Here is a 24,581-nt window from a genome sequence, read left to right as displayed (position 1 = left end):
GTCACTGGCTCGCCGCATTCGACGACTCGCCGCCCGCCTCGCGCCACGTATCGCGCGCGAGGCACAGATCGGCCCACGCCTTGGCTTTGTCGGGCAGGCTGCGCAGCAGATAGGCCGGGTGATACGTGACGATCACCGGCACGCCCTCGTATTCGTGGACGCGGCCGCGCAGCGACGAAATGCTCGCATCCGTCTTGAGCAGGCTTTGCGCGGCGAAGCGGCCGAGCGCGACGATCAGCTTCGGCTTGACGAGCGCGACCTGCCGTTGCAGATACGGCTCGCAGCGCGCGACTTCGTCGGGCTCGGGATTGCGGTTGCCAGGCGGCCGACACTTGATGACGTTCGCGATATAGACGTTGCTGTCGCGCGCGAGCGTCAGCGAACGCAGCATGTTGTCGAGCAGCTTGCCGGCCTGGCCGACGAACGGTTCGCCCACGCGGTCCTCGTTTTCGCCTGGCGCTTCGCCGATCAGCATCCAGTCCGCGTTCCGATCGCCGACGCCGAATACGGTCTTCGTGCGTTTCTCGCACAGCCGACAGCGCTCGCAGGTCGAGACGCGCTCGCTCAGTGCGTCCCAGTCGAGCGTGTCGATTGCGGGCAGCGCCGGCATGGCGGCGTCGGCGTCGCCCTCGCCCGGCGGATGCAGCGGCAGATCGTCGAACCACGCGAAACCGTCGTCGGGCGGAGCGTCGAAAGAAGACGGCTCCGATGTGCGCGGCGGCTGCGCCACGGCCGGCTCATCGCTTGCGGCGATGGAAGGCTCGCGCTCCGGCTCAGGCGTGCGCGACGGTTGCGCCGTTCGCGGATCGCTGCCGTCGGCTGCGGGTTGCACGCGCTGCTGCTGCCGCGCTTGCGACGCAGGCGGCGCAGCGCGGTCGTGCTTCTCCGCGCCCTGCTGCGCGCTCTCGACGAAGCGCGTGGACTCGGCGGCGCGCCCGGCCGGCTCCGCGCTCTGCGACCGCTCACGCGGCAGCGCTGGCGCTCGTGGCGTCTGAACCCCGTCAGCACGCGGTCCGGTTTCAACCGACGTTCGCGCGTGGACCGCATCGTCGGCCCGTGTGCCCTGCGGCTCGTCGCTCAGCCCGGCAGCCGCTTCCTGCACCGCGCCCATGCCGCGACGCACCCAGCGCGGCGCGAGTCCGAATTCTTCCAATACCGATTCATGCAGCGCCATCCGCGCCCTCCCTGACAAACGATAAACGCATCACGATGGCGTCCTCCCGGCTGCGATGCCGCGCCGGATAATAGTTTTTGCGCCGGCCAATCGACGTAAAGCCGAAGCGCTCATAAAGCCGGATCGCGCGATGGTTCGACGGCCGCACTTCGAGCAGCAGTCCGTCGAGCTTTTCGGCGCGCGTGATGCGCACCGCTTCGCGCAGCAGCGTGAGCCCGGCGCCCGCGCCTTGCGCATCGGGCGCGACGCACAGATTGAGCAAATGCATTTCGTCGACGACGGGCATCAGCACGCAATAGCCAATCAACGTGCCGGTGACGTGCCGCAGACAGATGCCGAAATAGCCGTTGCGCAGCGAGTCGCCGAAGTTACCGCGGCTCCACGGAAATTCATAGGCGAGCTTTTCGATGGCGGCCACTTCGTCCAGATCGCCTTCGGTCATCGGCGACATGTAGCGATCCGCCAGCAGCACGCCGCTCATGGCCGGCCCTCGCGCAACGGGGTGTCCTCCGCACCGTTCGGGCGCTCCGCGAGCGCCGCCGCCTGCTCCGCTTTCGCGGCTTTTTCGGCGATGCGCTCCGCCGTGGTCTGCGCGACCTTGTTGCGCACGTACTCGGGCGCGGCCTGGTCGGCGGGCACCGTGCGTCCCGCGTGGAACGCCCGCAGCGCGGCGTAGGCGAGCGGCAACGCATGCGGCAGCGCGTCGTGATCGACGGTTCGGGCGGCGGACGCGGCCGGCAGACGCGCGCCGAAAGCCGCGGCGGCGTTGCCCGCGAGCGTGAACGGCTCGGCGGGCACGACAAGCTGCTGAGGCGTGTCGAGCGACGCTTGCTGCAAGACGCGCCACTCGCCTTGTGCTTCGTCCCACGCGTAATCGGCCCAGTAAATCTCGTCCATGCGGGCGTCGAGCGCGGCCAGCACGCGCGTCGCGGCCGGATCGCGGCGCCGGGCGCTTTCCGCGCAAACGAGCAAGGTGCTGATCGGCACGACCGGCAGATCGAGGCCGAACGCGAGTCCCTGTGCGACGCCGGTCGCGGTGCGAAGTCCGGTGAAAGAGCCGGGGCCGGAGCCGAATGCGATCGCGTTGCAATCGGCGAGCGTCAGGCCGGCTTCGTCGAAAAGTTCGCGGATTGCGGGCAGAAGCCGCGTGCTGGACACGGCGCCGGTCTGCTCGTGGCGGACCCACGCGCGCGGCCCGGTTTGCACGTGGCCGGCGGCGTCGACGGCGACGGACAACAGCGCGACCGAGCAGAATTCGGTGGAGGTATCGAGGGCAAGAAGCACGGTCTGAGTCATGGACGGTATTGTAATCGGCACGGCGCGCGCGGATGCGGTTTGGGCCCGCATCCGGTTGCCCGTTTGCCGATCAGCGATCGCCGGCGTTTGGAATAAGCCCTCGGCCACGCCGCGGCATGCAATTGTTATGATCGTCGGCCACCCGATCACCGCGCCGGAGCGCATCAAGATGACGAACCTCGACACGCAGTTCACCCAGGCCCAGGAAGACGTCAAGCAACTGCCCGAACGCCCGGGCAACCTCACGCTGCTGCGCCTCTATGCGCTCTTCAAGCAGGCCAGCGAAGGCGACGTGCAGGGCGACAAGCCGGGCTTTACCGACATCGTCGGCAAATACAAGTACGACGCGTGGGCCGCGCTCAAGGGCACAGCGCAGGACGCAGCCAAGCAGCAATACGTGGAACTCGTGGAATCGCTGAAGAGCGGCGCCTCGGCCTGACACGCGTGCGGGCGGGAATCCGGCTGGAAATTCGGCCATAAGCGCAGCCATAAAGCGGCCGAAACACGCGCCCCAACGCACCGCAGCGCCGGGCGGCGCCGCAACTTTCGTGCTAGGAAATATCCTAACAGTGGCGCAGTGCAACAAATACCTATACAATGCTGCCTGCGCTTCACTGCTTTGCCCGGCTTTCTCAAGCGGCCTTTGCGGCGCAGCGCCTCGTAGCGTTTAGCTCCAATCCAGTTTAGAACCTGTCCCCTCCTGCCTAGCCCCCTACGGGCGATCATGTCCCAGGCTGGCGGCAAGCCAATGTTGGCGTGTCGCATCCGATACAGCTTCTAACGAAAAACTCGCCCTCCATTGGTGCGAGTTGCCCCCGTTTTTCGATTTGCTCGCTGCTTCTTTGCTCGCTGAATCCGACGACTTGGGTATGCCGATTGGCGCCGACGTTTTAATTCCCTGTGTTTTAAGGATTCTCATGACTTCGAGCAATACCCCCAGCAGCCCGTTGAACGCCATCGCCGACCAGGCCCTCGGTTTCGCCGACGCACCCGCGCAAGCCGCAGCACCCGCTGTTGCCGCTGCCGCGCCTGCCGTCGCCGCTGAAGCCGCCGCCCCCGCCGGCCCGTCGTTCGCGTCGCTCGGCCTGTCCGCGGATGTCGTCTCCGCGCTGACCGCCGCTGGCTATCAGAACCCGACGCCGGTTCAGCAACGCGCAGTGCCCGCCGCCATCGCCGGCCGCGACCTGATGGTCTCGAGCCCGACCGGTTCGGGCAAGACCGCCGCGTTCATGCTGCCCGCCATCGAGCGTTTCTCGCAATTGCAAAAGGCGCAAGCCAGCCAGCCGCGCGAACCGCGTCCGGCCGACGGCGCCCGCAACACGCGCCGTCCGCAACCGGTTGCACGTCCGACCATGCTGGTTCTGACGCCGACCCGCGAACTCGCGATGCAGGTCACCACCGCCGCCGCCACGTACGGGAAGCACCTGAAGCGCCTGCGCACCGTCAGCATTCTCGGCGGCGTCGCTTATGGTCAGCAATTGATGCTGCTGGCAAAGAACCCGGAAATCCTGGTTGCCACGCCGGGTCGTCTGATCGACCACCTGGAACGCGGCCGTATCGACCTGTCGCAACTGCAGATTCTCGTGCTCGACGAAGCTGACCGCATGCTTGACATGGGCTTCATCGAAGACATCGAAACGATCGTCGCCGCTACGCCGGCTACGCGTCAGACGATGCTGTTCTCGGCCACGCTCGACGGCAAGATCGGTTCGCTGACGGGCCGTCTGCTGAAAGATCCGGAGCGTATCGAGATCGTTCAGCGCCTGGAACAACGCACGAACATCGCGCAAACCGTCCATTACGTGGACGACCGCGATCACAAGGACCGTCTGCTCGACCATCTGCTGCGTGACGAAGGCCTCGACCAGGCTATCGTCTTCACGGCAACCAAGATGGACGCCGATCAACTGGCCGGACGTCTCGCCGACGCCGGTTTCGAATCGGCCGCACTGCACGGCGACCTGCCGCAAGGCGCGCGTAACCGCACGATCAAGGCATTGCGCGAGCGTCGCGTGCGCGTGCTGGTGGCAACGGACGTCGCCGCTCGCGGTATCGACATTCCGGGCATCACGCACGTGTTCAACTACGACTTGCCGAAGTTCGCCGAAGACTACGTGCACCGTATCGGCCGTACTGGCCGCGCCGGTCGCTCGGGCATCGCGGTGAGCCTCGTGCATCACGCCGAACAGGGCGCGCTCAAGCGCATCGAGCGCTTCGTGCGCACGCCGCTGCCGGTGAACGTTGTCGTAGGCTTCGAGCCGCGCAAGTCGGCTCCGTCGGGTAACGGCCGTCCTGGCTTTGGCGGCCGCGGCCGTCCGGGCGGCGGCAATAGCGGCGGCCGTCGCTTCGGCAGCGGCTCGGGCAAGCCGGCCGGCAGCGCAGGCAGCTCGCGCAGCGGCAGCGGCAATGGCAGCGGTTGGGCCGGTAAGCCGGCAGGCAGCGGTTCGCGCGAAGGCTACGGCGGCTCGCGTGACGGCGGCTACGGCGCACGCCGCAGCGACGGTCCGCGTACCGCGCGTCGCGGCAGCTAACGTACGCAGCGCTACGCTCTGCGTAGCAATGAGTTGAATGACCCCGACAGCGCTTCATCGTCGGCTGGTCGACAGAAAAACCGGTGCCCAGGCACCGGTTTTTTTTCGCCTGCGACGCATCGCCGCCCAAATTTCACGATGTGGAAAAAATTTTTGCGTCGTAAAAAATCGTGCTGCACGGCACAACGACGGGCATTGCAGCAGGGAAAATAACGTTTCTTAATGCGGAACGTCGAAGATAAGCCACTGATTATCCGAACAAAGATTTATTGGAAAATCGCGCCCGCCCCGCTATTGCGCGTCTGTCGATTTGCCTAGACTCTTATATAAGACTTCACGAAACGGAACGCTTAGGCGCTGAGCGCCGGCCGGCCCGCTTCGACGAAGACAGAGTCCACCATCTGTTCATTAGGCAACCAAGGAGAAAATCATGACGACGCGCGAAGAACAAGCCCGCCAACTTCAACAGCAATGGGAAACCGATCCGCGCTGGAAAGGCGTCAAGCGCAGCTATACCGCCGAAGACGTGATCCGCCTGCGCGGCTCCGTGCAGGTCGAGCACACGCTCGCGAAGCGCGGCGCCGAAAAGCTCTGGCATAGCGTGAACACCGAGCCGTTCGTCAACTCGCTCGGCGCGTTGACCGGCAATCAGGCGATGCAGCAGGTCAAGGCAGGTCTGAAGGCGATCTATCTGTCGGGCTGGCAGGTCGCGGGCGACGCGAACGTGGCCGGCGAAATGTACCCGGACCAGTCGCTCTACCCGGCGAATTCGGTGCCGCTCGTCGTCAAGCGCATCAATAACACGCTGACGCGCGCCGACCAGATCCAGTGGTCGGAAGGCAAGAATCCGGGCGACGAAGGCTATATCGACTACTTCGCGCCGATCGTCGCGGACGCAGAGGCCGGTTTTGGCGGCGTGCTGAACGCGTTCGAACTGATGAAGGCGATGATCGAAGCCGGCGCCGCGGGCGTGCACTTCGAAGACCAGCTCGCCTCGGTGAAGAAATGCGGCCACATGGGCGGCAAGGTGCTCGTGCCGACGCGCGAAAACATCGCCAAGCTGACCGCCGCGCGTCTCGCCGCCGACGTCTCCGGCGTGCCGACCGTGCTGCTCGCCCGCACCGATGCGGAAGCCGCCGACCTGATCACATCGGACGTCGACGAAAACGACAAGCCGTTCCTGACCGGCGAGCGCACCGTCGAAGGTTTCTATCGCACGAAGCCGGGTCTCGAACAGGCGATCTCGCGCGGCCTCGCCTACGCGCCCTACGCCGACATGATCTGGTGCGAAACGGGCAAGCCGGACCTCGAGTTCGCGAAGAAATTCGCCGACGCGATCCACAAGGAGTATCCGGACCAACTGCTGTCGTACAACTGCTCGCCGTCGTTCAACTGGAAGAAGAACCTGGACGACGCGACCATCGCCAAATTCCAGCGCGAACTGGGCGCCATGGGCTACAAGTTCCAGTTCATCACGCTGGCCGGGTTCCATGCGCTGAACTACTCGATGTTCAACCTCGCGCACGGCTACGCGCGCAATCAGATGACGGCGTTCGTCGAGATGCAGCAGGCCGAATTCGCGGCAGCGGAAAAGGGCTTCACCGCCGTCAAGCATCAGCGCGAAGTGGGCACCGGCTATTTCGACGCGGTCACGCAGACGGTCGAGCGCGAAGCATCCACGACGGCGCTGCACGGCTCGACGGAAGACGAGCAGTTCTTCGACAAGAAAGTCGCGTAACGGTCTCGCGACCTGATCGCAAAAATGAAAGGCAGATAGACAGCGGACGGGCGGCGCAGCGGTTGCGCCGGCTGGCCGCCGTCGGCAGGGAGGAGCTTCGGCGGCGCATCGGCGGTTCTTGTGCGCAGCGCCGGAGGGAGTTGACGGTAAGGCGGGGGCTGCATAAAGCCAGCACAGCCAGGCATCACCGGATTGTGCGGCGAATGGACGACGCGCCGGCCCAGGCGCCGGCGCGTTCTCCACTATCAGCGATCACGACGGCCGTAACGACGGCCGTAACGACGGCGGTAACGACGGCGATAACGACGACGATAAGCGCCGGTATCCGCGATTTCAGCGATACACCAGCACGGGAATTTTCGTGTGCGTGAGCACGCGCTGCGTTTCGCTGCCGATCAGCAGACTGCCGAGACCGCGCCGTCCGTGCGACGCCATGAAGATCACATCGCAGCCACCGCGCTCCGCGGCTTCGATGATCCCGAGATACGGCGCGGGATGCACGCTCGTGCGTCGATCGACGACCACGCCGACGCGGCTCGCCGCAAATTCGACTTCGCGCAGATGCTCTTGCGCTTCGCGCTCGCTGCGGTTGAGAAACTCCGACGGCGGTTCGACGGCGATCTCGGAGAACGGCGCGTACGGATATTGCGGCAGGCACGCGTACGCGGTAATTCGCGCGCCGACCGCCTGCGCGAGATCGATGGCGCCCGCGATCGCTTTGCGCGAGAGGTCCGAACCGTCGGTCGGGACGAGAATGTGCCTGAACATGTGCCCTCCGTTTGCGTGCCCGGTTGGGTTGCTGCTGCGGTTGCGGGTCGGATTTGAGCAATCCCCGCGACGCTTTTCATCCACGCCTTAAAACCGATTGTAGGCCGCAGAAACCGGCGCCCAGGTCTTATTGCGGGTCTGTCCGAATATCGAAAACCCGTTGCGCGGCGTCATCCCCAGTAATCTGGAAGGCCATACGTATGCTTGAGAAAATCCAGGAACAGCCGCACGCGCAGCGGCAAATGGCGGCGCTGCGGAAACACCGCATGAATGCCGATGGGCGGCGCGGCGAACTCGTCGAGCACGCTGACGAGCCGGCCCGCCGCGATGTCCGCGCCGACTTCCCACCACGAGCGCCACGCGAGGCCGTGGCCTTCGAGGCACCACTCGTGCAGCACCGCGCCGTCCGAGCATTCCATCGTGCCCGATACCTTGATCGATACCACTTTGCCGTCCTGCTGGAACATCCAGCCGCGCTGCTGATTGGCGCTCGCGCCGAGCGCGAGACAGTTGTGCTGCGCGAGATCCGCGAGGCTGTGCGGCGCGCCGCGCCGGCTCAGATACGCCGGCGACGCCACGCACACGCGCCGGTTTTCGCCCAACTTGAGCGACACGAGCGACGAATCAGGCAATTCGCCGAGCCGCACCGCGCAATCGAAACCTTCGTTGACCAGATCGACGAGCCGGTCCGACAGATCGAGCGTGATCGACACATCGGGATGCGCGACGGTGAACGCCGGCACCAGCGGCGCGACGTGCCGGCGTCCGAAGCCGGCCGGCGCGGAAACGCGCAAATGCCCGCTCGCCTTCACGCCGCCCGCCGACACGCTCGCCTCGGCGTTCTGCATGTCGTGAATGATGCGCTGACAGTCCTCGAGAAACGCCGAGCCTTCGAAGGTCAGTGTGATCTTGCGGGTCGTGCGCACCAGCAGCTTGACGCCGAGGCGCTCTTCGAGCGCGTCGATACGGCGGCCGATGATCGCCGGCGCCACGCCTTCGGCAAGCGCCGCGGCGGACAGGCTGCCTTTGGCCGCGACTGTGACGAAAGTCTCGATCTGCTTGAAACGGTCCATGGAAGAAGCGCCGCTCGCGCGGCAAAGTTGGCCGGTGCGCGCCAGATTAGGTGGATGAAAGTAAAAGATCAAGTGATCTTTAGCCTCTTTTTTAGCGCGCAGTACCGCTAATACAATCTGTCCCGACCTCTGACAGGAGCGCACGGCAATGTCGGCCACAACGACACTCTCCCCAAAAGCCATCATTTTCGACGCCTACGGCACGCTGTTCGACGTGCACTCGGTGGTCGCCGCGGCGGAGCAGATCTTCCCCGGGCGCGGCGACGCGCTCTCCCAGTTGTGGCGCCAGAAACAGATCGAATACACGCAGTTGCGCACGCTTGCCGATGCCGGCGAAGGCGCCGCGCACTATCGGCCGTTCTGGGACATCACGCTCGACGCTCTGCGCTTTTCCGCGAAAAAACTTCAGCTCACGCTCGGCCGTACCGCGGAAAAACGTCTGATGGACGAATACGCGTGTCTGTCGGCGTTTCCCGATGCGGTGCCGGCGCTGCGTCTGTTGCGCGATGGGGTTTCGTCGTCAGCGGCGACTAGCGCGCGCCCCGGCCTCGCGATTCTCTCCAACGGCAATCCGCAAATGCTCGACGTCGCCGTGAAAAGCGCGGGCATGAGTGGCCTCTTCGACCAGGTGCTTTCCGTCGACGCCGTGCGCGCCTACAAACCCGCGCCCGTCGCGTACGCGCTCGGCACCCAGGCTTTCGGTGTGGAGCCGCGCGAGATCGTCTTCGTTTCGTCGAACGGCTGGGACGTGGCGGGCGCGACGTGGTTCGGCTTCACGACGTTCTGGCTCAACCGCCAGAACGCGCCGCTCGAGGAACTGGGCGTGACGCCGCACGGCACGGGCGCGGGCATGAACGATCTGCTGGCTTTCGTGAACACGCTCGCATCTGCCGGCGATGCGCCGCGCCCAAGCCGCGCTACCGCCGCGAGCCGCACGCGCCGTCCGCGCAGCAGCGGGGGCGCATAGCCACGCTCCGTAGCCGACTCATCAAGCCCACTCAAACGATTACAACCGCACCTCAACTTTGCATCTTCGCAATCTGACCGACCAAGGAGAAAACATGGCGAATTCGCTGCCATCGCTGTCATCGTTAGACCTGCCGCAAGGCATGGAAATCACCGGCGAAATCAAGCCCGGTTATGAAGCGATTCTCACGCGCGAGGCGCTCGAGCTCGTCGCCGCGCTGCATCGCACGTTCGAGCCGCGCCGTCAGCAGTTGCTGCAGGCACGCGCCGAACGGACCAAGCGCCTCGACGCTGGCGAGCGCCCCGACTTCCTCGCCGAGACGAAGAGCGTGCGCGAAGGCGACTGGACCATCGCGCCGCTGCCGCGCGACCTGCAATGCCGCCGCGTGGAAATCACCGGGCCGGTCGAGCGCAAGATGATCATCAACGCGCTGAACTCGGGCGCGGATTCGTACATGACCGACTTCGAGGATTCGAATGCGCCGAGCTGGGAGAACCAGATCATCGGCCATATCAACCTGAAGGACGCGGTGCGCCGCACGATTTCGCTCGAGCAGAACGGCAAGAGCTACAGGCTGAACGACAAGGTCGCCACGCTGATCGTGCGTCCGCGCGGCTGGCATCTCGACGAAAAGCACGTGAAGGTGGACGGCAAGCGCGTGTCGGGCGGCATCTTCGATTTCGCGCTCTTCATGGTGCACAACGCGAAGGAACTGGTCGCGCGCGGCTCGGGCCCCTACTTCTATCTGCCGAAGATGGAGAGCCATCTCGAAGCGCGTCTGTGGAACGACATCTTCGTCGCCGCGCAGGAAGCGGTCGGCGTGCCGCGCGGCACGATTCGCGCGACCGTGCTGATCGAAACCATTCTCGCCGCGTTCGAAATGGACGAGATCTTGTACGAGCTGCGCGAACATAGCTCGGGCCTGAACGCCGGCCGCTGGGACTACATCTTTTCCGCGATCAAGAAGTTCAAGTCCGACCGCGACTTCTGCCTTGCGGACCGCTCGCAGATCACGATGACGTCGCCCTTCATGCGCGCCTATGCGCTGTTGCTGCTGAAGACTTGCCATCGCCGCAATGCGCCGGCTATCGGCGGAATGAGCGCGCTGATTCCGATCAAGAACGATCCGGCCGCGAACGACAAGGCCATGGCCGGCGTGCGCTCGGACAAGGCGCGCGATGCCGGCGACGGCTATGACGGCGGCTGGGTCGCGCATCCGGGCCTCGTGCCGATCGCGATGGAAGAGTTCGTGAAGGTGCTCGGCGACAAGCCGAACCAGATCGGCAAGCAACGCGACGACGTGCTCGTGACCGCGACGGATCTCACGGACTTCCGCCCGGAAGCGCCGATCACCGAAGCGGGTCTGCGCAACAACATCAACGTCGGGATTCACTACCTGGGCTCATGGCTCGCGGGCAACGGCTGCGTGCCGATCCATAACCTGATGGAAGATGCCGCGACCGCCGAGATTTCGCGCTCGCAAGTGTGGCAGTGGATTCGCTCGCCGAAGGGCACACTCGACGACGGCCGCAAGGTCACGGCGGAACTGGTGCGCGAACTCGCCGTGCAGGAACTCGACAAGGTGAAGCAGGCTGTCGGCGGCGATACGAAGCCGTACGAGCGCGCGGCGCAGATCTTCGAGCAGATGTCGACGTCGGAGCAGTTCACGGACTTCCTGACGCTGCCGCTCTACGAGGAAATCTGAGCAAGGGCGCCCGCGTCGCAATGCAGTGGCGAGCGGGCGCACGGCGGGCGCAAAGAATGACCGGCCTTACGGCCCGCGAGGCTTGCTGTCTCGCGGGCTGTTTTTTTTGCGGCGTGCCGGCGCTTGTGCGGGCTATCTATCAGCGCGTCGCGCGATACTTGACCCAATCGCCGGATTTGATTTCCGGCAGTCCCTTCACCGTGTTCGGCGCGACCGGATAGAAGCGGCAGTTCACCACATTGCCGTCCACTTTCACCATCACGTCGCGAGCCAGAAAACGATCTTCGACGCCGGGATACACGGCCTCGATTTCGTCGAGTACGGCGACGAGTTCATCGTCGATTTCGTACACATCGCCGATCACGTCCACACCCTGATCGTCGACCACCAGGCCCGGATACGAGCCGAAGTCGAACAGATGGCCGCGAACCGTGGCCGTGCCGAGCAGCGTCGGCTCGGCGATCTCGTTGCGCGCCGCAGCTTCGCGGATGTCGTTTACTTCGCCCGCTCGCAGCGTGCCGTAGACAAAGACGGTTTGCATCGTCGTTCGTGCTCCTCGAGTATGTGGTCGGTCAGACTGGCCATTATGCAACGTCGCAAAGCGCGCACGCTCTACAATAGGAAACCGCCCGCCCGCGATCGCGCTTCGTTCAGTGGCGTTTCGTTTTATGGATCGACCTTTGCCCATGACTCCGTACGCCGGCTCGGACCGCTCGAGCTTCGTCAGCCTGACCGACACGCCGCCAGAATTTCAGCCGAACGAAGCGCACCCGATTCGCGTGCGCTCGCGTCCTATGCCGATGGGTTCGCACTTCGCGCGTCACCAGCATGCGTGGGCGCAGGTCGCGTATGCGTCGCGCGGCGTGTTGCGCGTCGCCACAACCGGCACGACGTGGATGGTGCCGCCCTCGCGCGCCATCTGGGTGCCGCCGCATGTGACGCACGAAGTCGTGGCCGTCGAAGACGCGTTTCTACGCACGTTGTACATCACCGAAAGCACGGTGCCCGCGGGGCTCGACGCGCCCCGTGTCGTCGAAGTGTCGAATCTGCTGCGCGAAGTCATTGCCGCGCTGGATACGCCCGGCCTCTCGCCCGCGCGCGAGCGCCTGCTTGGCGCACTCGCGCTCGACGAGCTGACGCGTTCCCAGCCGCTGCCCCTTTCGGTGCCGATGCCCAACGAAAAGCGCCTGCGCGCGCTCTGCGAAGCGGTGATCGCCGACCCGACGCCCGGTGAATCGCTAGAGCAATGGGCGGCGAGCGTGGGCGCGAGCACGCGCACCATCGCGCGGCTTTTTCGGCAGGAACTCGGCGTGAGCTTTTCGCAATGGCGCCAGCAGGCGATTCTGGCGCGCGCGATTCCGCTGCTGAGCCAGGGACGGCCGCTGTCGCACGTCGCGCAAGAGTTGGGCTATCAAAGCCAGAGCGCTTTTTCTGCGATGTTTCGCCGTGCCTTTGGCGAAAGCCCGCGCGCGTTTATCGAGCGCGGCTCGGAACATCGGCTGGAAAATGGCGAAAGCGCTGACGACGCCGATCAAGACGAAATTTCTCTTGAACAGACTTTGCCGACGAGCGCCGATCCGATCGCGCCGGGCGCGGACCGCCGCTAGGCGCCGCTCGGCGAACTCAAACCCGCCGCGCCAGATGACGAATCGCGCCGAGTTGCGCGAGGCGCGGCCCGGCCAGCTTGTAGCCCTTGCGCTGATAGAGACGCGCCGCGGGATTGTCGACGAACACGCGCAGCTGCAGCTCGCGTAGTCCACGTTCGCGCGCCCATTGGTGCGACATGTCGAGCAGGTAGGTGCCGGCGCCGAGCCGCCGGTAGCCCTCGGCGATTTGCACGTCGCGAATATGCAGCGAATCGCCCTCCTGCGTGATGCGCAGAACGCCGATCGGCTTGCCGTCCATTTCGAGGATGAAGTTTTCGGACTCGCGCCAACTGCCGAGAAAAAGATCGCCGCGCCAGACGAGATGATGCCGCTGATAGTAGCCGCCCATGTTGCCGTGAGTCAGCGCCTCGGCGAACTCGAAGTCGTCCATGCTGGCTTTGCGCAGATGGAACGGTGACGGAGCTTCGGTTGGATCGAACATGGCGGCACGACGAAGAGAAGTCGGATAAACGGTAAAACAGGCCGCGCGCGCTGGCAATGGCTGTTTGTCCCGAGCATAGCCAGGCGGAAAGGCGGCGCAAATAAAAAAAGCCCACTTCTTTCGAAGTGGGCTTTTCAAAATCTGGCGGAGCGGACGGGACTCGAACCCGCGACCCCCGGCGTGACAGGCCGGTATTCTAACCAACTGAACTACCGCTCCAGATTTTTACAACTGACCGGCAAGTGAGAAGCAAGGCTTTGCTCGCTCGCCAACCGCACCGTTCAACTTCTTACCGAACGACGCCGATGTTCTGGCGTCCCCTAGGGGATTCGAACCCCTGTACTCACCGTGAAAGGGTGATGTCCTAGGCCTCTAGACGAAGGGGACAACGTACTGCTTACACCTTTAATGAAAAAGCCCGTTCAAATTTGCATGAACGGGCTTTGTCTGGCGGAGTGGACGGGACTCGAACCCGCGACCCCCGGCGTGACAGGCCGGTATTCTAACCGACTGAACTACCACTCCAGTCTTTACACCCTGGCTTGCGAGCGTCGGTTATGTCTCTGCAAGCTGCGCTGCTTTACTGCTAAAGCGACGCTGATGTTTGGCGTCCCCTAGGGGATTCGAACCCCTGTACTCACCGTGAAAGGGTGATGTCCTAGGCCTCTAGACGAAGGGGACATAATCTTTTCAGACTCTGTCTTTAACTCGCTGCTGACTCGAATCAACTAATACCAACCGCGGTTACTGGTCAGATATTCGTTTCGTCAACTGCGAAGACCGCTATTTTAACTACGATACAGCGGCTTGTGAAGTCTTTTTTGCTACAAGCTCCAGACTTCGGAACGACTTCACTCTGCTCTGATGGTGGAGGTAAGCGGGATCGAACCGCTGACCTCTTGCATGCCATGCAAGCGCTCTCCCAGCTGAGCTATACCCCCTTGCAGAACAGAAACGAGATTCTAGAGGCCGTTTTGCGCTTTGTAAATACCCTTTGAGCAACTGCGTGCGACTTTTTTCCGAACTCGCACGCAAACCATCTCAATGCACGGACGAATGCGCTTGCGCCCTTCCGCGTCTTAAGCCAGCGCCTTCTCGATACGGCTCACGACAACCTCGCGGCCGAACAGCATCAGCACCGTATCGATCGACGGCGTATGCGTCGTGCCCGCCACCAGCAAACGAACCGGCATCGCCAGTTGCGGCATCTTCAGCTTGTGCGCGGAAAGCGTTGCCTTGAGCGCGGCGGCGATGGCTTCCTTGGTCCACTCGACCGTTTTCAGCGCGGCGGCCAGTTCGCCGAGCGCCGGGCGCACCGCATCGGTCACGTGCTGCGCCAGGGCTTCGGCATCCGGCGCCGGCGTGCGATAGAACATCGCCGCGTTCTCGGCGATCTCCTTGACCGTGGACGCGCGATCTTTCAGCAAGCCCACCACCGCGGTCAGATCGGCGCCTTGCGCGATCGTCGCTTCGTCGATACCCAGGTCGGCGAGGAATGGACGCGCGAGGCCGGCGAGGCGCGCGTTATCCGCTTCCTTGATGTAGTGCGCGTTGAGCCAGTTGAGTTTGTCGTGGTCGTACTGCGCCGGCGACTTGCCCAGATGCTCGAGATCGAACCATTCGACGAACTGCTCGCGCGAGAAAATCTCGGCGTCGCCATGCGACCAGCCAAGGCGCGCGAGATAGTTCACCACCGCTTCCGGCAGATAGCCGGCGTCGCGATAACCCATCACGCTCATTGCGCCGTGACGCTTGCTCATCTTTTCGCCCTGCTCGTTGAGCACGGTCGGCAAATGGGCGTAGACGGGCGGCTCGCCGCCGAGCGCGCGCAGAATGTTGATCTGCCGCGGCGTATTGTTCACGTGGTCGTCGCCGCGAATGACGTGCGTAATGCGCATGTCCAGGTCGTCCACCACCACGCAGAAGTTGTAGGTCGGCGTGCCGTCCGGCCGCGCGATCACGAGGTCGTCGAGTTCCTCGTTCGAAATCTCGATGCGCCCTTTCACCGCATCGTCCCAGGCGACCACGCCGGTCAGCGGATTACGGAAGCGCAGCACGGGCTGCACGCCCGCCGGCGGCTCGGGCAGCACCTTGCCCGGCTCGGGACGCCATGTGCCGTCATAACGCGGCTTTTCGCCGGCTTCGCGTTGACGCTCGCGCAGCGCGTCGAGTTCTTCCGTCGACATGTAGCACGGGTACACGAGCCCGGCGCTCTGCATCTGCGCGAGCACTTCGCGATAACGGTCCATGCGCTGCATCTGGTAGAACGGGCCTTCGTCGAAATCGAGGCCGAGCCATTCCATGCCTTCCAGAATAGCGTCGACGGATTCAGTCGTGGACCGCTCGACGTCGGTGTCCTCGATCCGCAGCACGAAGGTCCCTTTCATCTTGCGCGCGAACGCCCACGGATAAAGCGCGGAGCGGATGTTGCCGAGGTGAATGAAGCCGGTGGGACTCGGTGCAAAGCGGGTGCGAACGGAGGTGGTCATTAGCGGTTACTCGAAGACGGGCGCCGGCGCCGGACAGACATCGCCCGTCAGGCGCGGCAGCGAAGCGCGCCCGGACGGCACAAAGGCTGCCGCGCGCGGACACGAAGGAATCAAAGCAAGAGCCGAATTATACCTTTCACGGACGGCCCGGCCGCCCTCGTCCGAATGGCCTGGCGAGGGCCCAGGGAAGCGTCCGTGCAACGTTTCATTACGCGCCGCCGCGAGCGCGCCGCTTTGCTTTATGATGTGCGCGCGCTGGGGCGCGGACCCGTCAGCACGCTGGAACCGCTTTGTTTGCGGCCGCGTGGAGTTTGTCCCTGGCGCTGTCTTCGGTGTTGTCCCCGGTTTGTCCCTGACCCTTGCCTGATCGCGGCAATTGGCGGCGCCCATTTCGCCGCTTACGCCGTTGCTGGAGAACTCGTTGAAACCTTCGTCGCCTCGTTACGGCCGCCGCCATTTTTCGCTCGCGGCCGCCTCAGCGGTGCTCGCCGCCTGCACCACGGCCGGCAGCAAAATCGACGGCGTGTCGTCGAACGCCGCCACGCCCACCACGAACGCGCCGCCGCTCGACAAGCCGCAGCGGCCGCTGCGCGTCGCGCTCGCGCTGGGCGGCGGCGCGGCGCGCGGCTTCGCGCACATCGGCGTGATCAAGGCGCTCGAGGCGCGCAACATTCAGGTGGATCTGGTGGCCGGCACGAGCGCCGGGTCGGTGGTCGGCGCGCTCTACGCGTCGGGCATGAACGGCTTTGCGCTCAACAAGCTCGCGCTCACCATGGACGAAGCGTCGATCAGCGACTGGGCAATGCCGTTTCGCACGCGTGGCTTTCTGCAAGGCATCGCGCTGCAGAATTATCTGAACACCACGCTCAACAATCGGCCGATCGAGAAGATGGTCAAGCCGCTTGGCGTCGTCGCCACCGACCTGAAAACCGGCCAGCCGATTCTTTTTCAGCGCGGCAATACCGGCGTTGCGGTGCGCGCGTCGTGCAGCGTGCCGTCGATCTTCGAGCCGGTGAAAATCGGCGGACATGAATATGTGGACGGCGGCCTTGTGAGTCCGGTGCCGGCCTCGTTCGCGCGCAAGATGGGCGCGGACTTCGTGATCGCGGTCGACATCTCGCAGCGCCCGGAAAGCGGCCTCACGGCCAGTTCGTTCGACGTGCTGATGCAGACCTTCACGATCATGGGCCAGACGATCAAGGCGTACGAACTCGACAAATACGCCGACATCGTGATCCGGCCGAATCTGGCGGCCATGAGCGGCAGCGACTTCTCGCAACGCAACGCCGCGATTCTCGCCGGCGAGGAAGCCGTCGCGAAGATCATGCCGGAGTTGCAGCGCAAGCTGGCCGCGAGCCGGGTGGCGGCTTAAGGGCTTAAGGGCTTAGTGGCGAAGGGCCTAAGGGCTTAGGGGCAACACGCAAAAAAGCCTGCTTCTTTAAGAAGCAGGCTTTTTTCGCTGGATCTGCACAACAACCGCCGGCGAACCGGAATCAGTTATTTCCGCCGATCGTCGCATTCACGCGCTTGCGCAGATCTTCGCCTTCCTGATACGACGTCTCGATCCGGCGTGCGCCCGTGAAGCGCTTTTCCCAGTAGCCGCTATCCATGTCGTCGACGCGGATCGTGCTGCCCGTGGAAGGCGAATGCACGAACTTGTTGTCGCCGATATAGATGCCGACGTGCGAGAACGTGCGGCGCATCGTGTTGAAGAACACCAGGTCGCCCGGCTTCAGGTCGCTCACGCGAACCTTTTCGCCGACGCGGCTCATTTCCTCGGCGCGGCGCGGCAGTGCCATGCCCAGCGTGTCCTGGAACACGTAGCGCACGAATCCGCTGCAATCGAGCCCGGAGTCCGGCGTGTTGCCGCCCCAGCGGTAGCGCACGCCGATCATGTTCAGCGCGCCGACGACCACGTCGCCCGCCTTGCCGGCCATGCCGGAAAGAAACGATTTGGCGCCGCTGTCGGTGTTGCCGGCGAGCGATTGCGAACTGGAGGAAGACGAGGAATTCGCCGGGTTAGTCGGCGAAAAGGAGGCATTCTGATTGAAACTGCTTACTTCGTCGGCGAAAGCGCCGGGAGCTGCTGCGATCAAGACGCCAATGAACATCCCGGCGACGGCGCGCGTGCAAGCCTGGGTCAGATTTCTGTGCTGCATTGGTCGGTATTTTTTGCTAAAGAATCAGGGGTCTACGGAAAAAAGTTTGGTCGATACTAGCCAGTAAGTATTCACGTGTCAAAACAAATAGAAAAATACAATCGAGACACGCACTCAATTGGTGAAAGGGTGAAAAATCAGCGGTCTGATGCGGCTTTCAGGAGTTTTCGAGTGTACGGGTGCGAAGGCGTCGCAAAGATCTTCTCAACGTCTCCACTTTCGACGATAGAACCGTTTTGCATGACCGCCACGCGGTGTGCCATCGCCCCGATCACGGCCAGGTCGTGGCTGATGAAAACGAAGCCGAGGTTGTACTTCTGCTGCAGTCCGGCGAGGAGTTTCAGCACTTGCTGCTGGATGGAAACATCCAGCGCGCTGGTCGGTTCGTCGAGGATCAGAATGCGCGGCTCGACCACGAGCGCCCGCGCAATCGCGATGCGCTGACGCTGCCCGCCGGAAAACTCGTGCGGATACCGGAAAAGCGCGGTCCGGTCGATCCCGACCTCGCGCAGCACGGCAAGCACCTTGTCGCGCCGCGCTTGCGGCGACATCTGCGGCCGGTGCAGCGCGAGCCCTTCGCCAACAATGCGTTCGATCGTCTGACGCGGCGAAAGCGAGCTGAACGGGTCCTGAAACACGACCTGCATGTTCGAGCGCAACGTCGTCTGCTCCGTGCCGCGGTAGCTGCCGAGCGCCCTGCCCTGAAATTCGATGTCGCCATGCGCGGTGCGCTGCAGGCCGAGCAGCGCCATCGCGAGCGTCGACTTGCCCGAGCCCGATTCGCCGACAATCCCAAGCGTCTCGCCTTGCCGCACGGCAATCGTCGCGTCGGCGACCGCGCGAAACCGCCCCGAGCGGAACCAGCCGGCGAGTCCCGGCAGCTTCGTTTTGAAATCGACGGATACGCCGCGCGCTTCCAGCAGCACGGGCGAAATGGGCAGCACCGGCACGACCGTGCGCTGCGGCCGGCTCGCGAGCAGCCGCTGCGTGTACGGATGCTGCGGCGACTCGAACACCTGCTCCACCGATCCGCTTTCGACGAGCACGCCGTTTTCCATCACCGCGATGCGCTGCGCGAAGTGGCGCACGAGGTTCAGGTCGTGCGTGATCAGCAGCACGGCCATGCCGCGCTTTTCGGCTTCGTCGCGCTGCAGTTCGAGCAGCAAGTCGACGATTTGCGCGCGAATCGTCACGTCGAGCGCGGTGGTCGGCTCATCCGCGAGCAAGAGACGCGGACGGCACGCGAGCGCCATCGCGATCATCGCGCGCTGTCGTTGTCCGCCGGAAAGCTCGTGCGGGTAGCTGTTCACGCGCTTGCCCGGCTCGGGAATGCCCGTGCGTCCAAGCAGCGCGACCGCGCGCTTGCGGGCTTCCGCTGCCGGCACGCCGTCGTGCACGACGATCGTCTCCGCAATCTGCTCGCCGATCGTGTAGAGCGGGTTGAGCGCCGTCATCGGCTCCTGAAAGATCATCGCGATGTCCGAGCCGCGCAGGCCGCGCATCTCGCGCTCGCTCTTGGCAAGCAGATCCTCGCCGTCGAAACGGATCGCGCCGCTCACCTGCGCGTCGCTCAACAGACGCAGGATCGACAGCGCCGTCACGCTCTTGCCCGAACCCGATTCGCCGACCAGCGCGATGCGCTCACCGCGGCGAATGGTCAGCGTGACGTCGTCGACGGCGACCGTTTCGCCGAAGCTCACATGAAGGTGATCCAGTTCCAGTAGCGGCGCGTGGCTCCCCGCTTCGCCGCCGTCGTGCTGCTGTCCGTTCGTTTGCCGTTGCATGCTCACTGGTTTCCTCCGGCGCGCATCGCATCGGAGATGCGGGTGTCGAGCGCGTTGCGCAGCGCGTCGCCCATGAAGGTCAGCAGCAACAGCATCGCGACCAGCACTCCGAAGGTCGACAACGAAATCCACCACGCGTCGAGATTCGCCTTGCCCTGCGCGAGCAGCTCGCCAAGGCTCGGCGTCGGCGAAGGCACGCCAAGGCCAAGAAAGTCGAGACTGGTCAGCGCGAGAATCGAACCGCTCATGCGAAACGGCAGGAACGTAATTACCGGCGTGAGGCTATTGGGCAGCACGTGACGCCACATGATCTGCCAGTTGGACAGGCCCATCGCTTTCGCCGCACGCACGTAATCCTGCTGACGGTTGCGCAAAAACTCCGCGCGCACATAGTCGGACAGACCGATCCAGCCGAACAACGAAAGCAGCACGATCAGCAGAATAAATCCGGGCTCGAAGATCGACGAGAAAATGATCAGCAGATAAAGCTCCGGCATCGCGCTCCATATTTCGATCAGGCGCTGACCGACGATATCAGTACGTCCTCCGAAATAACCTTGCACGGCGCCCGCCGCGATTCCGAGTATCGTGCCGATGAAAGTCAGCACGAGGCCGAATTCCACCGAGACGCGAAAGCCGTACAGCAGACGGGCGAACAGATCGCGGCCGCGGTCGTCGGTGCCGAGCCAGTTTTCACGCGAAGGCGGCGCCGGGTTCGGCGCTTTCGAAAAATAGTTCAGCGTGTCGTAGTAGTAATGGTTCGGCGGATACACGGCGAAATTGCCCGGTGCGTCGAAACGCTGCTTGATATAAGGATCGAGATAATCCGCGGGCGCGGGGAAATCGCCGCCGAAGGTCGTTTCCGCGTAGGTGTTGAAAAGCGGGAAATACAGATGGCCGTCGTAGCGCACCACGAGCGGTTTGTCGTTCGACCAAAGCGGCCCCGCGAGACTCGCCGCGAAGGCCACAACGAACACGATCAGGCTCCAGTAACCAAGACGCTGTTGGCGAAAGCGCTGCCATATGCGGCGCGCGGGCGAAGGCGAGACGAACGCGCGCGCGGGTTCGACGCGCGCTGCTGCATCGGCTGAGAGGCGGGCTCGATTCATCAGCGTTCCAGTTGTTCGAATTGGATGCGGGGATCGACCCACACATAGCAAAGATCGGAAATGAGCTTCGTCGCGAGGCCGATCAGCGTGAAGAGATAGAGCGTGCCGAGCACGACCGGATAGTCGCGCCGCACGACCGACTCGTACGACAGCAAGCCGAGACCATCGAGCGAAAAGAGCGTCTCGATCAGCAAACTGCCCGTGAAAAAGGCGCCGATAAACGCTGCGGGAAAACCGACGATCAGCGGCAACATCGCGTTGCGAAACACGTGCTTCCACAGCACGCGTTTCTCCGAGAGACCTTTGGCGCGCGCGGTCAGCACGTATTGCTTGCGAATCTCGTCGAGAAAGGCATTCTTCGTGAGCATCGTGACGACCGCAAAACTGCCCACCACCGAAGCCGTGATCGGCAACGCGATATGCCACAGGTAATCGAGCACCTTGCCTACGACGCTCAATTGCGCCCAGTTATCCGACGTGAGATTGCGCAACGGAAAAAGCTGCAGGAACGTGCCGCCGCCGAACAGCACCAGCAGCAGCACGCCGAGCACGAAGCCCGGGATCGCATAACCGATCAGCACGACGAGACTCGTCGCGATGTCGAAGCGCGAGCCGTTGCGCACCGCTTTCGAAATGCCGAGCGGCACTGAAATCAGATACGTGAGAAAAAACGTCCATAAACCGATGCTGATCGACACCGGCAACTTGGACACGATCAGCGACCACACGCTCTGATGGCGGAAATAGCTCTGTCCGAGGTCGAACGTGGAGAAGCGCTTGAGCATCAGCACATAGCGCTCGAGCGGCGGTTTGTCGAAACCGTAGAGCGCCTTGAGTTGCGCGATCTGCTGCGCGTCCACGCCGCTGTGCGCGCGCAGGCCGAACGGCGCCGCGCCCTCGGCGCCCTTGCGCAGTTCATGCTGCATCTGTTCGACAGGACCGCCCGGCACGAACTGGATCACCACGAAGGTCAGCGTCAGCACGCCGAGCAAAGTCGGAATCATCAGCAGCAGGCGTTTGAGAATGTAGCTCCACATGGCGGCGTTCCGTTGCGAGGGCGGTGTGTGAATGACGATAGCGTGCGGGTTCAATGCGGTCGATTACTGCGGCTTCGCCTGACTCGCCGCTTGCGGCTCTGCGAACCACCACGTCGACGTGATCCAGCCTTCCGCGCCATAGTACAGGGGCAGCGTCGACGGCCAGGCCAGCCCGCGCTTGAACGCCACGCGATGCGTCGCGCTGTACCAGTGCGGCACCACATAATAGCCATGCATCAGCACGCGATCGAGCGCATGCGTCGCATCCAGCAGTTGCTCGCGCGTTTGCGCCTGCACGAGCGCGCGCAGGATTGCATCGACGGCCGGCGACTTCAAGCCGATTACGTTGTCCGAGCCGTGGGTATCCGCTGCCTTGCTGCCGAAGCGCTCGATCTGCTCGGAACCTGGCACCTGCACGTCGGGCATGCGAATCGTCGTGGTATCGAAGTCGAACGCGTCTAGGCGCTTCTGATACACCGCGAAGTCCGCCACGCGAAACGTTGCCGTAATGCCGAGCTTTTTCAGGTTCCGAATGAAGGTCGCGACGATCGGCTCCATTTGCCCAGCCGATCCGGAGTCGTCGAGTATCTCGAACTCGAACGGCTCGCCTTTCGCGTTGCGCAGCGCGCCGTCGCGATAGGTCCATCCGGCCTCTTGCAACAACGCGCGGGCTTGCAGCAGATTCGCGCGCAAAGAGCCCGGCGGATCGGTGTCGGGCTGCTTCGGCGGCGGCCCGAAAACCGCAGGGTCGAGCTTCGCGCGCCACGGCTCGAGCAGCGCCAGTTCACCGGGCGAAGGCAACCCCTTTGCCTGCAGATCGGTGTTGGCAAAGAAACTGTCGATACGGCTGTACTGATTGAAGAACAACTGCCGGTTCAGCCACTGGAAATCGAGCGCGAGATCGAGCGCCTTGCGCACGCGCACGTCCTGGAACAACGGCCGCCGCGTGTTCAGCATGAAGCCCTGCATGCCCGTGCCGTTGTGCTGCGGGAACACCTTCTTGATCAGTTCGCCGCTATCGAACCGTTTCCCGACATCGCGCCGCACCCAGTTACGCGCGACATACTCGACGAGCGCATCGTATTCGCCCGCCTTGAAGGCTTCGAGCCGCGCGACGCTATCGGAATACAGCTTGTAGACGATGCGATCGAAGTTGTACATGCCCACGCGCACCGGCAGCGCCGCGCCCCAGTAATCGGGGTTGCGCCGGTAGGCAATGGTGCGCCCGTTGTCGTAGCGTTCGATCAGATACGGACCGCTGCCAATAGGCTTTTCAAACGCGAGCTGATCGAACGGAATATGACTGCCGTCGGCTTTCATCCCCCACTTGCGCGAGAACACGGGCATGCCGCCCGCGAGCAACGGCAACTCGCGATTGCGCTGGTGAAATTCGAAGCGCACCGTCTGCGGATCGACGACGACCGCGCGCACGATCTGACCGAAGATCGACATGAACTGCGGCGCGGCTTGCGGACTCTTGAGCGTGTCGAGCGAATACTTGACGTCGTCCGCGGTAACGGGATCGCCGTTCGAAAAGCGCGCGCGCGGGTTGATATGGAAGGTGGCCGACAGACCGTCCGGTGCAACCTTGATGTCGTCGGCGAGCAAGCCGTAGGCGGACGCCACTTCGTCGCTGCTACCGGTCGTCAGGCTTTCGAACAGCAGGTCGACGCCGGGCGCGGTATTGCCGCGCAGCGTGAACGGATTGAATTTATCGAAGCTGGTCAGGCGGCTCGGATTGGCCAGCACGAGCGTGCCGCCCTTCGGCGCATCCGGGTTGACGTAGCCAAAATGCTTGAAGCCGGCCGGATACTTGGGCTCGCCGTACTGCGCGATTGCATAGACCGCGCGAGCCTGCGGCGCCGCGAAGAGACCTACCGCAGCGACCACCCCACAGCCTATCGCGACGCAGGCTTTGCGCGATGACCGCGATGCAACGGTCGGACCGACACGCGAGGGCCTCGAAGTAACGCGTCGAATAACGTATTGGATAGCGTATTGAAGCGCACGAGGCGATGGAACCCGTCGCGAGCCAGTTGTCATAAGCGCCTTTGGTCAGTGGGCAATTGCGTGGTGAGGGAATTCTACCGAATAAACTCACGCCAACTGTAGGTTCGCTGGCCACATCGCCGACGCGCGAAGGCATAAAAAAACCGCCCGTTGGGGCGGTTCGGTTTGTCTCGTCGCTGAAGCTAAAGGCGCTAACGACGCTAAAGATTCGCGGCTGCCGTTCAATGCCAGCCGCGGCCGTGATCGTAGTGATCGCGGCGATAGTCATAGCGGCCCGGCGGATGATGGCGATACCAGTCGTCGCGCGCCCAGTAGCGGCGACCGTCCCAGTAGCGGTCGCCATGCCAGCCGATCACGACGGCCGGCGCGCCGTAATACACCGGCGCCGGCTGATACACGACAGGCGGCGGGGGCGGCGGAGGCGGCGCATAAACGGGAGCCGGCGCCACGTAGACCGGCGCGGGAATGCCGATATTGACACCGATATTGACGCCGCCGGCCATGGCTGCACCCGACGCGCCCAACGCGATAACCCCGAGAAGAAGCGGAACAAAACGAGCGGACTTCATCGATCACCCTTTGGAAGAATGTGTTGTTGGCGGAAATATAGCGCAACCCCGCAAGCCGCGTATTTCAACTTTGTAATAACTGAT

The 24,581-nt window shown here is 63.6% G+C and carries 21 protein-coding genes and 5 tRNA genes; 7 read left to right on the top strand and 19 right to left on the bottom strand.

The genetic code is table 11. The annotated features are described in order from the left end of the window. Position 1 precedes the first annotated feature (1 nt). From C8K18_RS03665 to tsaB, 3 genes are read right to left on the bottom strand one after another with little or no spacing between them, the layout of a single operon-like run. The gene (locus tag C8K18_RS03665; RefSeq protein WP_107706674.1) at positions 2–1,174 is read right to left on the bottom strand and encodes a uracil-DNA glycosylase family protein; all 1,173 of its coding nucleotides are present in this window, start codon (positions 1,172–1,174) and stop codon (positions 2–4) included. Further along, on the bottom strand, positions 1,161–1,655 hold the full coding sequence (rimI, locus tag C8K18_RS03660; protein WP_006052994.1) for a ribosomal protein S18-alanine N-acetyltransferase: 495 nt from the start codon (positions 1,653–1,655) through the stop codon (positions 1,161–1,163). The genes C8K18_RS03665 and rimI overlap by 14 nt, the downstream gene beginning before the upstream one ends. Beyond that, positions 1,652–2,470 (bottom strand): tRNA (adenosine(37)-N6)-threonylcarbamoyltransferase complex dimerization subunit type 1 TsaB, encoded by an 819-nt coding sequence (tsaB, locus tag C8K18_RS03655; RefSeq protein WP_107706820.1) that lies wholly within the window; start codon positions 2,468–2,470, stop codon positions 1,652–1,654. The genes rimI and tsaB overlap by 4 nt, the downstream gene beginning before the upstream one ends. A gap of 169 nt (positions 2,471–2,639) precedes the next feature. Here tsaB and C8K18_RS03650 point away from each other — a divergent pair, with 169 nt between their 5' ends. The 3 genes from C8K18_RS03650 (at position 2,640) to aceA (ending at position 6,739) form a co-directional block, all read left to right on the top strand. Then, on the top strand, positions 2,640–2,909 hold the full coding sequence (locus C8K18_RS03650) for an acyl-CoA-binding protein (RefSeq protein ID WP_006052992.1): 270 nt from the start codon (positions 2,640–2,642) through the stop codon (positions 2,907–2,909). A 478-nt stretch (positions 2,910–3,387) separates the two neighbouring features. Continuing rightward, a complete protein-coding gene (locus C8K18_RS03645; protein ID WP_006052991.1) occupies positions 3,388–5,001 on the top strand; it encodes a DEAD/DEAH box helicase in 1,614 nt (537 codons plus the stop codon). Between the two features lie 430 nt (positions 5,002–5,431). After that, the gene (gene aceA, locus C8K18_RS03635; RefSeq protein WP_006052990.1) at positions 5,432–6,739 is read left to right on the top strand and encodes an isocitrate lyase; all 1,308 of its coding nucleotides are present in this window, start codon (positions 5,432–5,434) and stop codon (positions 6,737–6,739) included. 333 nt (positions 6,740–7,072) lie between these two features. On the opposite strand, the gene C8K18_RS03630 is transcribed toward aceA, so the two are convergent. Both C8K18_RS03630 and C8K18_RS03625 read right to left on the bottom strand, forming a co-directional pair. Continuing rightward, complete coding sequence (locus tag C8K18_RS03630; protein ID WP_006052989.1) at positions 7,073–7,507, bottom strand: universal stress protein; 435 nt, start codon at positions 7,505–7,507, stop codon at positions 7,073–7,075. Between the two features lie 170 nt (positions 7,508–7,677). After that, a complete protein-coding gene (locus tag C8K18_RS03625) occupies positions 7,678–8,580 on the bottom strand; it encodes a LysR family transcriptional regulator (protein WP_006052988.1) in 903 nt (300 codons plus the stop codon). Between the two features lie 148 nt (positions 8,581–8,728). Between C8K18_RS03625 and C8K18_RS03620 the strand changes: the two genes are divergently transcribed. Beyond that, on the top strand, positions 8,729–9,547 hold the full coding sequence (locus C8K18_RS03620; protein ID WP_107706672.1) for a haloacid dehalogenase type II: 819 nt from the start codon (positions 8,729–8,731) through the stop codon (positions 9,545–9,547). Between the two features lie 94 nt (positions 9,548–9,641). Beyond that, positions 9,642–11,252: a malate synthase A gene (aceB, locus tag C8K18_RS03615; RefSeq protein WP_107706671.1), complete on the top strand. Its 1,611-nt coding sequence runs from the start codon at positions 9,642–9,644 to the stop codon at positions 11,250–11,252. A 139-nt stretch (positions 11,253–11,391) separates the two neighbouring features. Here the strand turns inward: aceB and C8K18_RS03610 are convergent, their stop codons facing one another. Continuing rightward, positions 11,392–11,793 (bottom strand): gamma-glutamylcyclotransferase, encoded by a 402-nt coding sequence (locus tag C8K18_RS03610; RefSeq protein WP_006052985.1) that lies wholly within the window; start codon positions 11,791–11,793, stop codon positions 11,392–11,394. Positions 11,794–11,938: 145 nt separating this feature from the next. Here C8K18_RS03610 and C8K18_RS03605 point away from each other — a divergent pair, with 145 nt between their 5' ends. Continuing rightward, entirely contained in the window at positions 11,939–12,859 is a 921-nt protein-coding gene (locus C8K18_RS03605; RefSeq protein ID WP_244230929.1) for a helix-turn-helix domain-containing protein, read from the top strand. 16 nt (positions 12,860–12,875) lie between these two features. Here C8K18_RS03605 and C8K18_RS03600 read toward each other — a convergent pair whose 3' ends face one another. From C8K18_RS03600 to gltX, 7 genes are all read right to left on the bottom strand, one after another. Then, the gene (locus C8K18_RS03600) at positions 12,876–13,340 is read right to left on the bottom strand and encodes a GNAT family N-acetyltransferase (RefSeq protein WP_013338845.1); all 465 of its coding nucleotides are present in this window, start codon (positions 13,338–13,340) and stop codon (positions 12,876–12,878) included. Between the two features lie 142 nt (positions 13,341–13,482). Further along, positions 13,483–13,559: transfer RNA gene (locus C8K18_RS03595), tRNA-Asp, on the bottom strand. Between the two features lie 92 nt (positions 13,560–13,651). Beyond that, positions 13,652–13,727, bottom strand: a tRNA-Glu gene (locus C8K18_RS03590). 61 nt (positions 13,728–13,788) lie between these two features. Continuing rightward, a tRNA-Asp gene (locus C8K18_RS03585) sits at positions 13,789–13,865 on the bottom strand. Positions 13,866–13,945: 80 nt separating this feature from the next. Next, a tRNA-Glu gene (locus C8K18_RS03580) sits at positions 13,946–14,021 on the bottom strand. Positions 14,022–14,205: 184 nt separating this feature from the next. Further along, positions 14,206–14,281 (bottom strand) — tRNA-Ala (locus tag C8K18_RS03575). Between the two features lie 138 nt (positions 14,282–14,419). Then, a complete protein-coding gene (gltX, locus tag C8K18_RS03570) occupies positions 14,420–15,829 on the bottom strand; it encodes a glutamate--tRNA ligase (RefSeq protein ID WP_107706670.1) in 1,410 nt (469 codons plus the stop codon). A 421-nt stretch (positions 15,830–16,250) separates the two neighbouring features. Between gltX and C8K18_RS03565 the strand changes: the two genes are divergently transcribed. Continuing rightward, positions 16,251–17,201: a patatin-like phospholipase family protein gene (locus C8K18_RS03565; RefSeq protein ID WP_006053094.1), complete on the top strand. Its 951-nt coding sequence runs from the start codon at positions 16,251–16,253 to the stop codon at positions 17,199–17,201. Positions 17,202–17,322: 121 nt separating this feature from the next. Here C8K18_RS03565 and C8K18_RS03560 read toward each other — a convergent pair whose 3' ends face one another. From C8K18_RS03560 to C8K18_RS03535, 6 genes are all read right to left on the bottom strand, one after another. Continuing rightward, positions 17,323–17,988: a C40 family peptidase gene (locus tag C8K18_RS03560; RefSeq protein WP_107706669.1), complete on the bottom strand. Its 666-nt coding sequence runs from the start codon at positions 17,986–17,988 to the stop codon at positions 17,323–17,325. 137 nt (positions 17,989–18,125) lie between these two features. After that, the gene (locus C8K18_RS03555; RefSeq protein ID WP_107706668.1) at positions 18,126–19,772 is read right to left on the bottom strand and encodes an ABC transporter ATP-binding protein; all 1,647 of its coding nucleotides are present in this window, start codon (positions 19,770–19,772) and stop codon (positions 18,126–18,128) included. 2 nt (positions 19,773–19,774) lie between these two features. Continuing rightward, complete coding sequence (locus tag C8K18_RS03550) at positions 19,775–20,881, bottom strand: ABC transporter permease (protein ID WP_006053091.1); 1,107 nt, start codon at positions 20,879–20,881, stop codon at positions 19,775–19,777. Continuing rightward, on the bottom strand, positions 20,881–21,918 hold the full coding sequence (locus C8K18_RS03545; protein ID WP_053858284.1) for a microcin C ABC transporter permease YejB: 1,038 nt from the start codon (positions 21,916–21,918) through the stop codon (positions 20,881–20,883). The genes C8K18_RS03550 and C8K18_RS03545 overlap by 1 nt, the downstream gene beginning before the upstream one ends. Positions 21,919–21,981: 63 nt before the next feature. Then, positions 21,982–23,808, bottom strand: coding sequence for an extracellular solute-binding protein (locus C8K18_RS03540; protein ID WP_375135802.1), 1,827 nt, complete (start codon positions 23,806–23,808; stop codon positions 21,982–21,984). A 341-nt stretch (positions 23,809–24,149) separates the two neighbouring features. Continuing rightward, a complete protein-coding gene (locus tag C8K18_RS03535; RefSeq protein WP_006053088.1) occupies positions 24,150–24,497 on the bottom strand; it encodes a hypothetical protein in 348 nt (115 codons plus the stop codon). Between the last annotated feature and the right edge of the window lie 84 nt (positions 24,498–24,581).

The organism is Paraburkholderia sp. GV068 (assembly GCF_003058125.1).
In the GTDB taxonomy this organism is placed as follows: domain Bacteria; phylum Pseudomonadota; class Gammaproteobacteria; order Burkholderiales; family Burkholderiaceae; genus Paraburkholderia; species Paraburkholderia graminis.
Note: the sequence above shows the minus strand (reverse complement) of the source record. Positions and strands in the feature narration are given on the sequence as shown.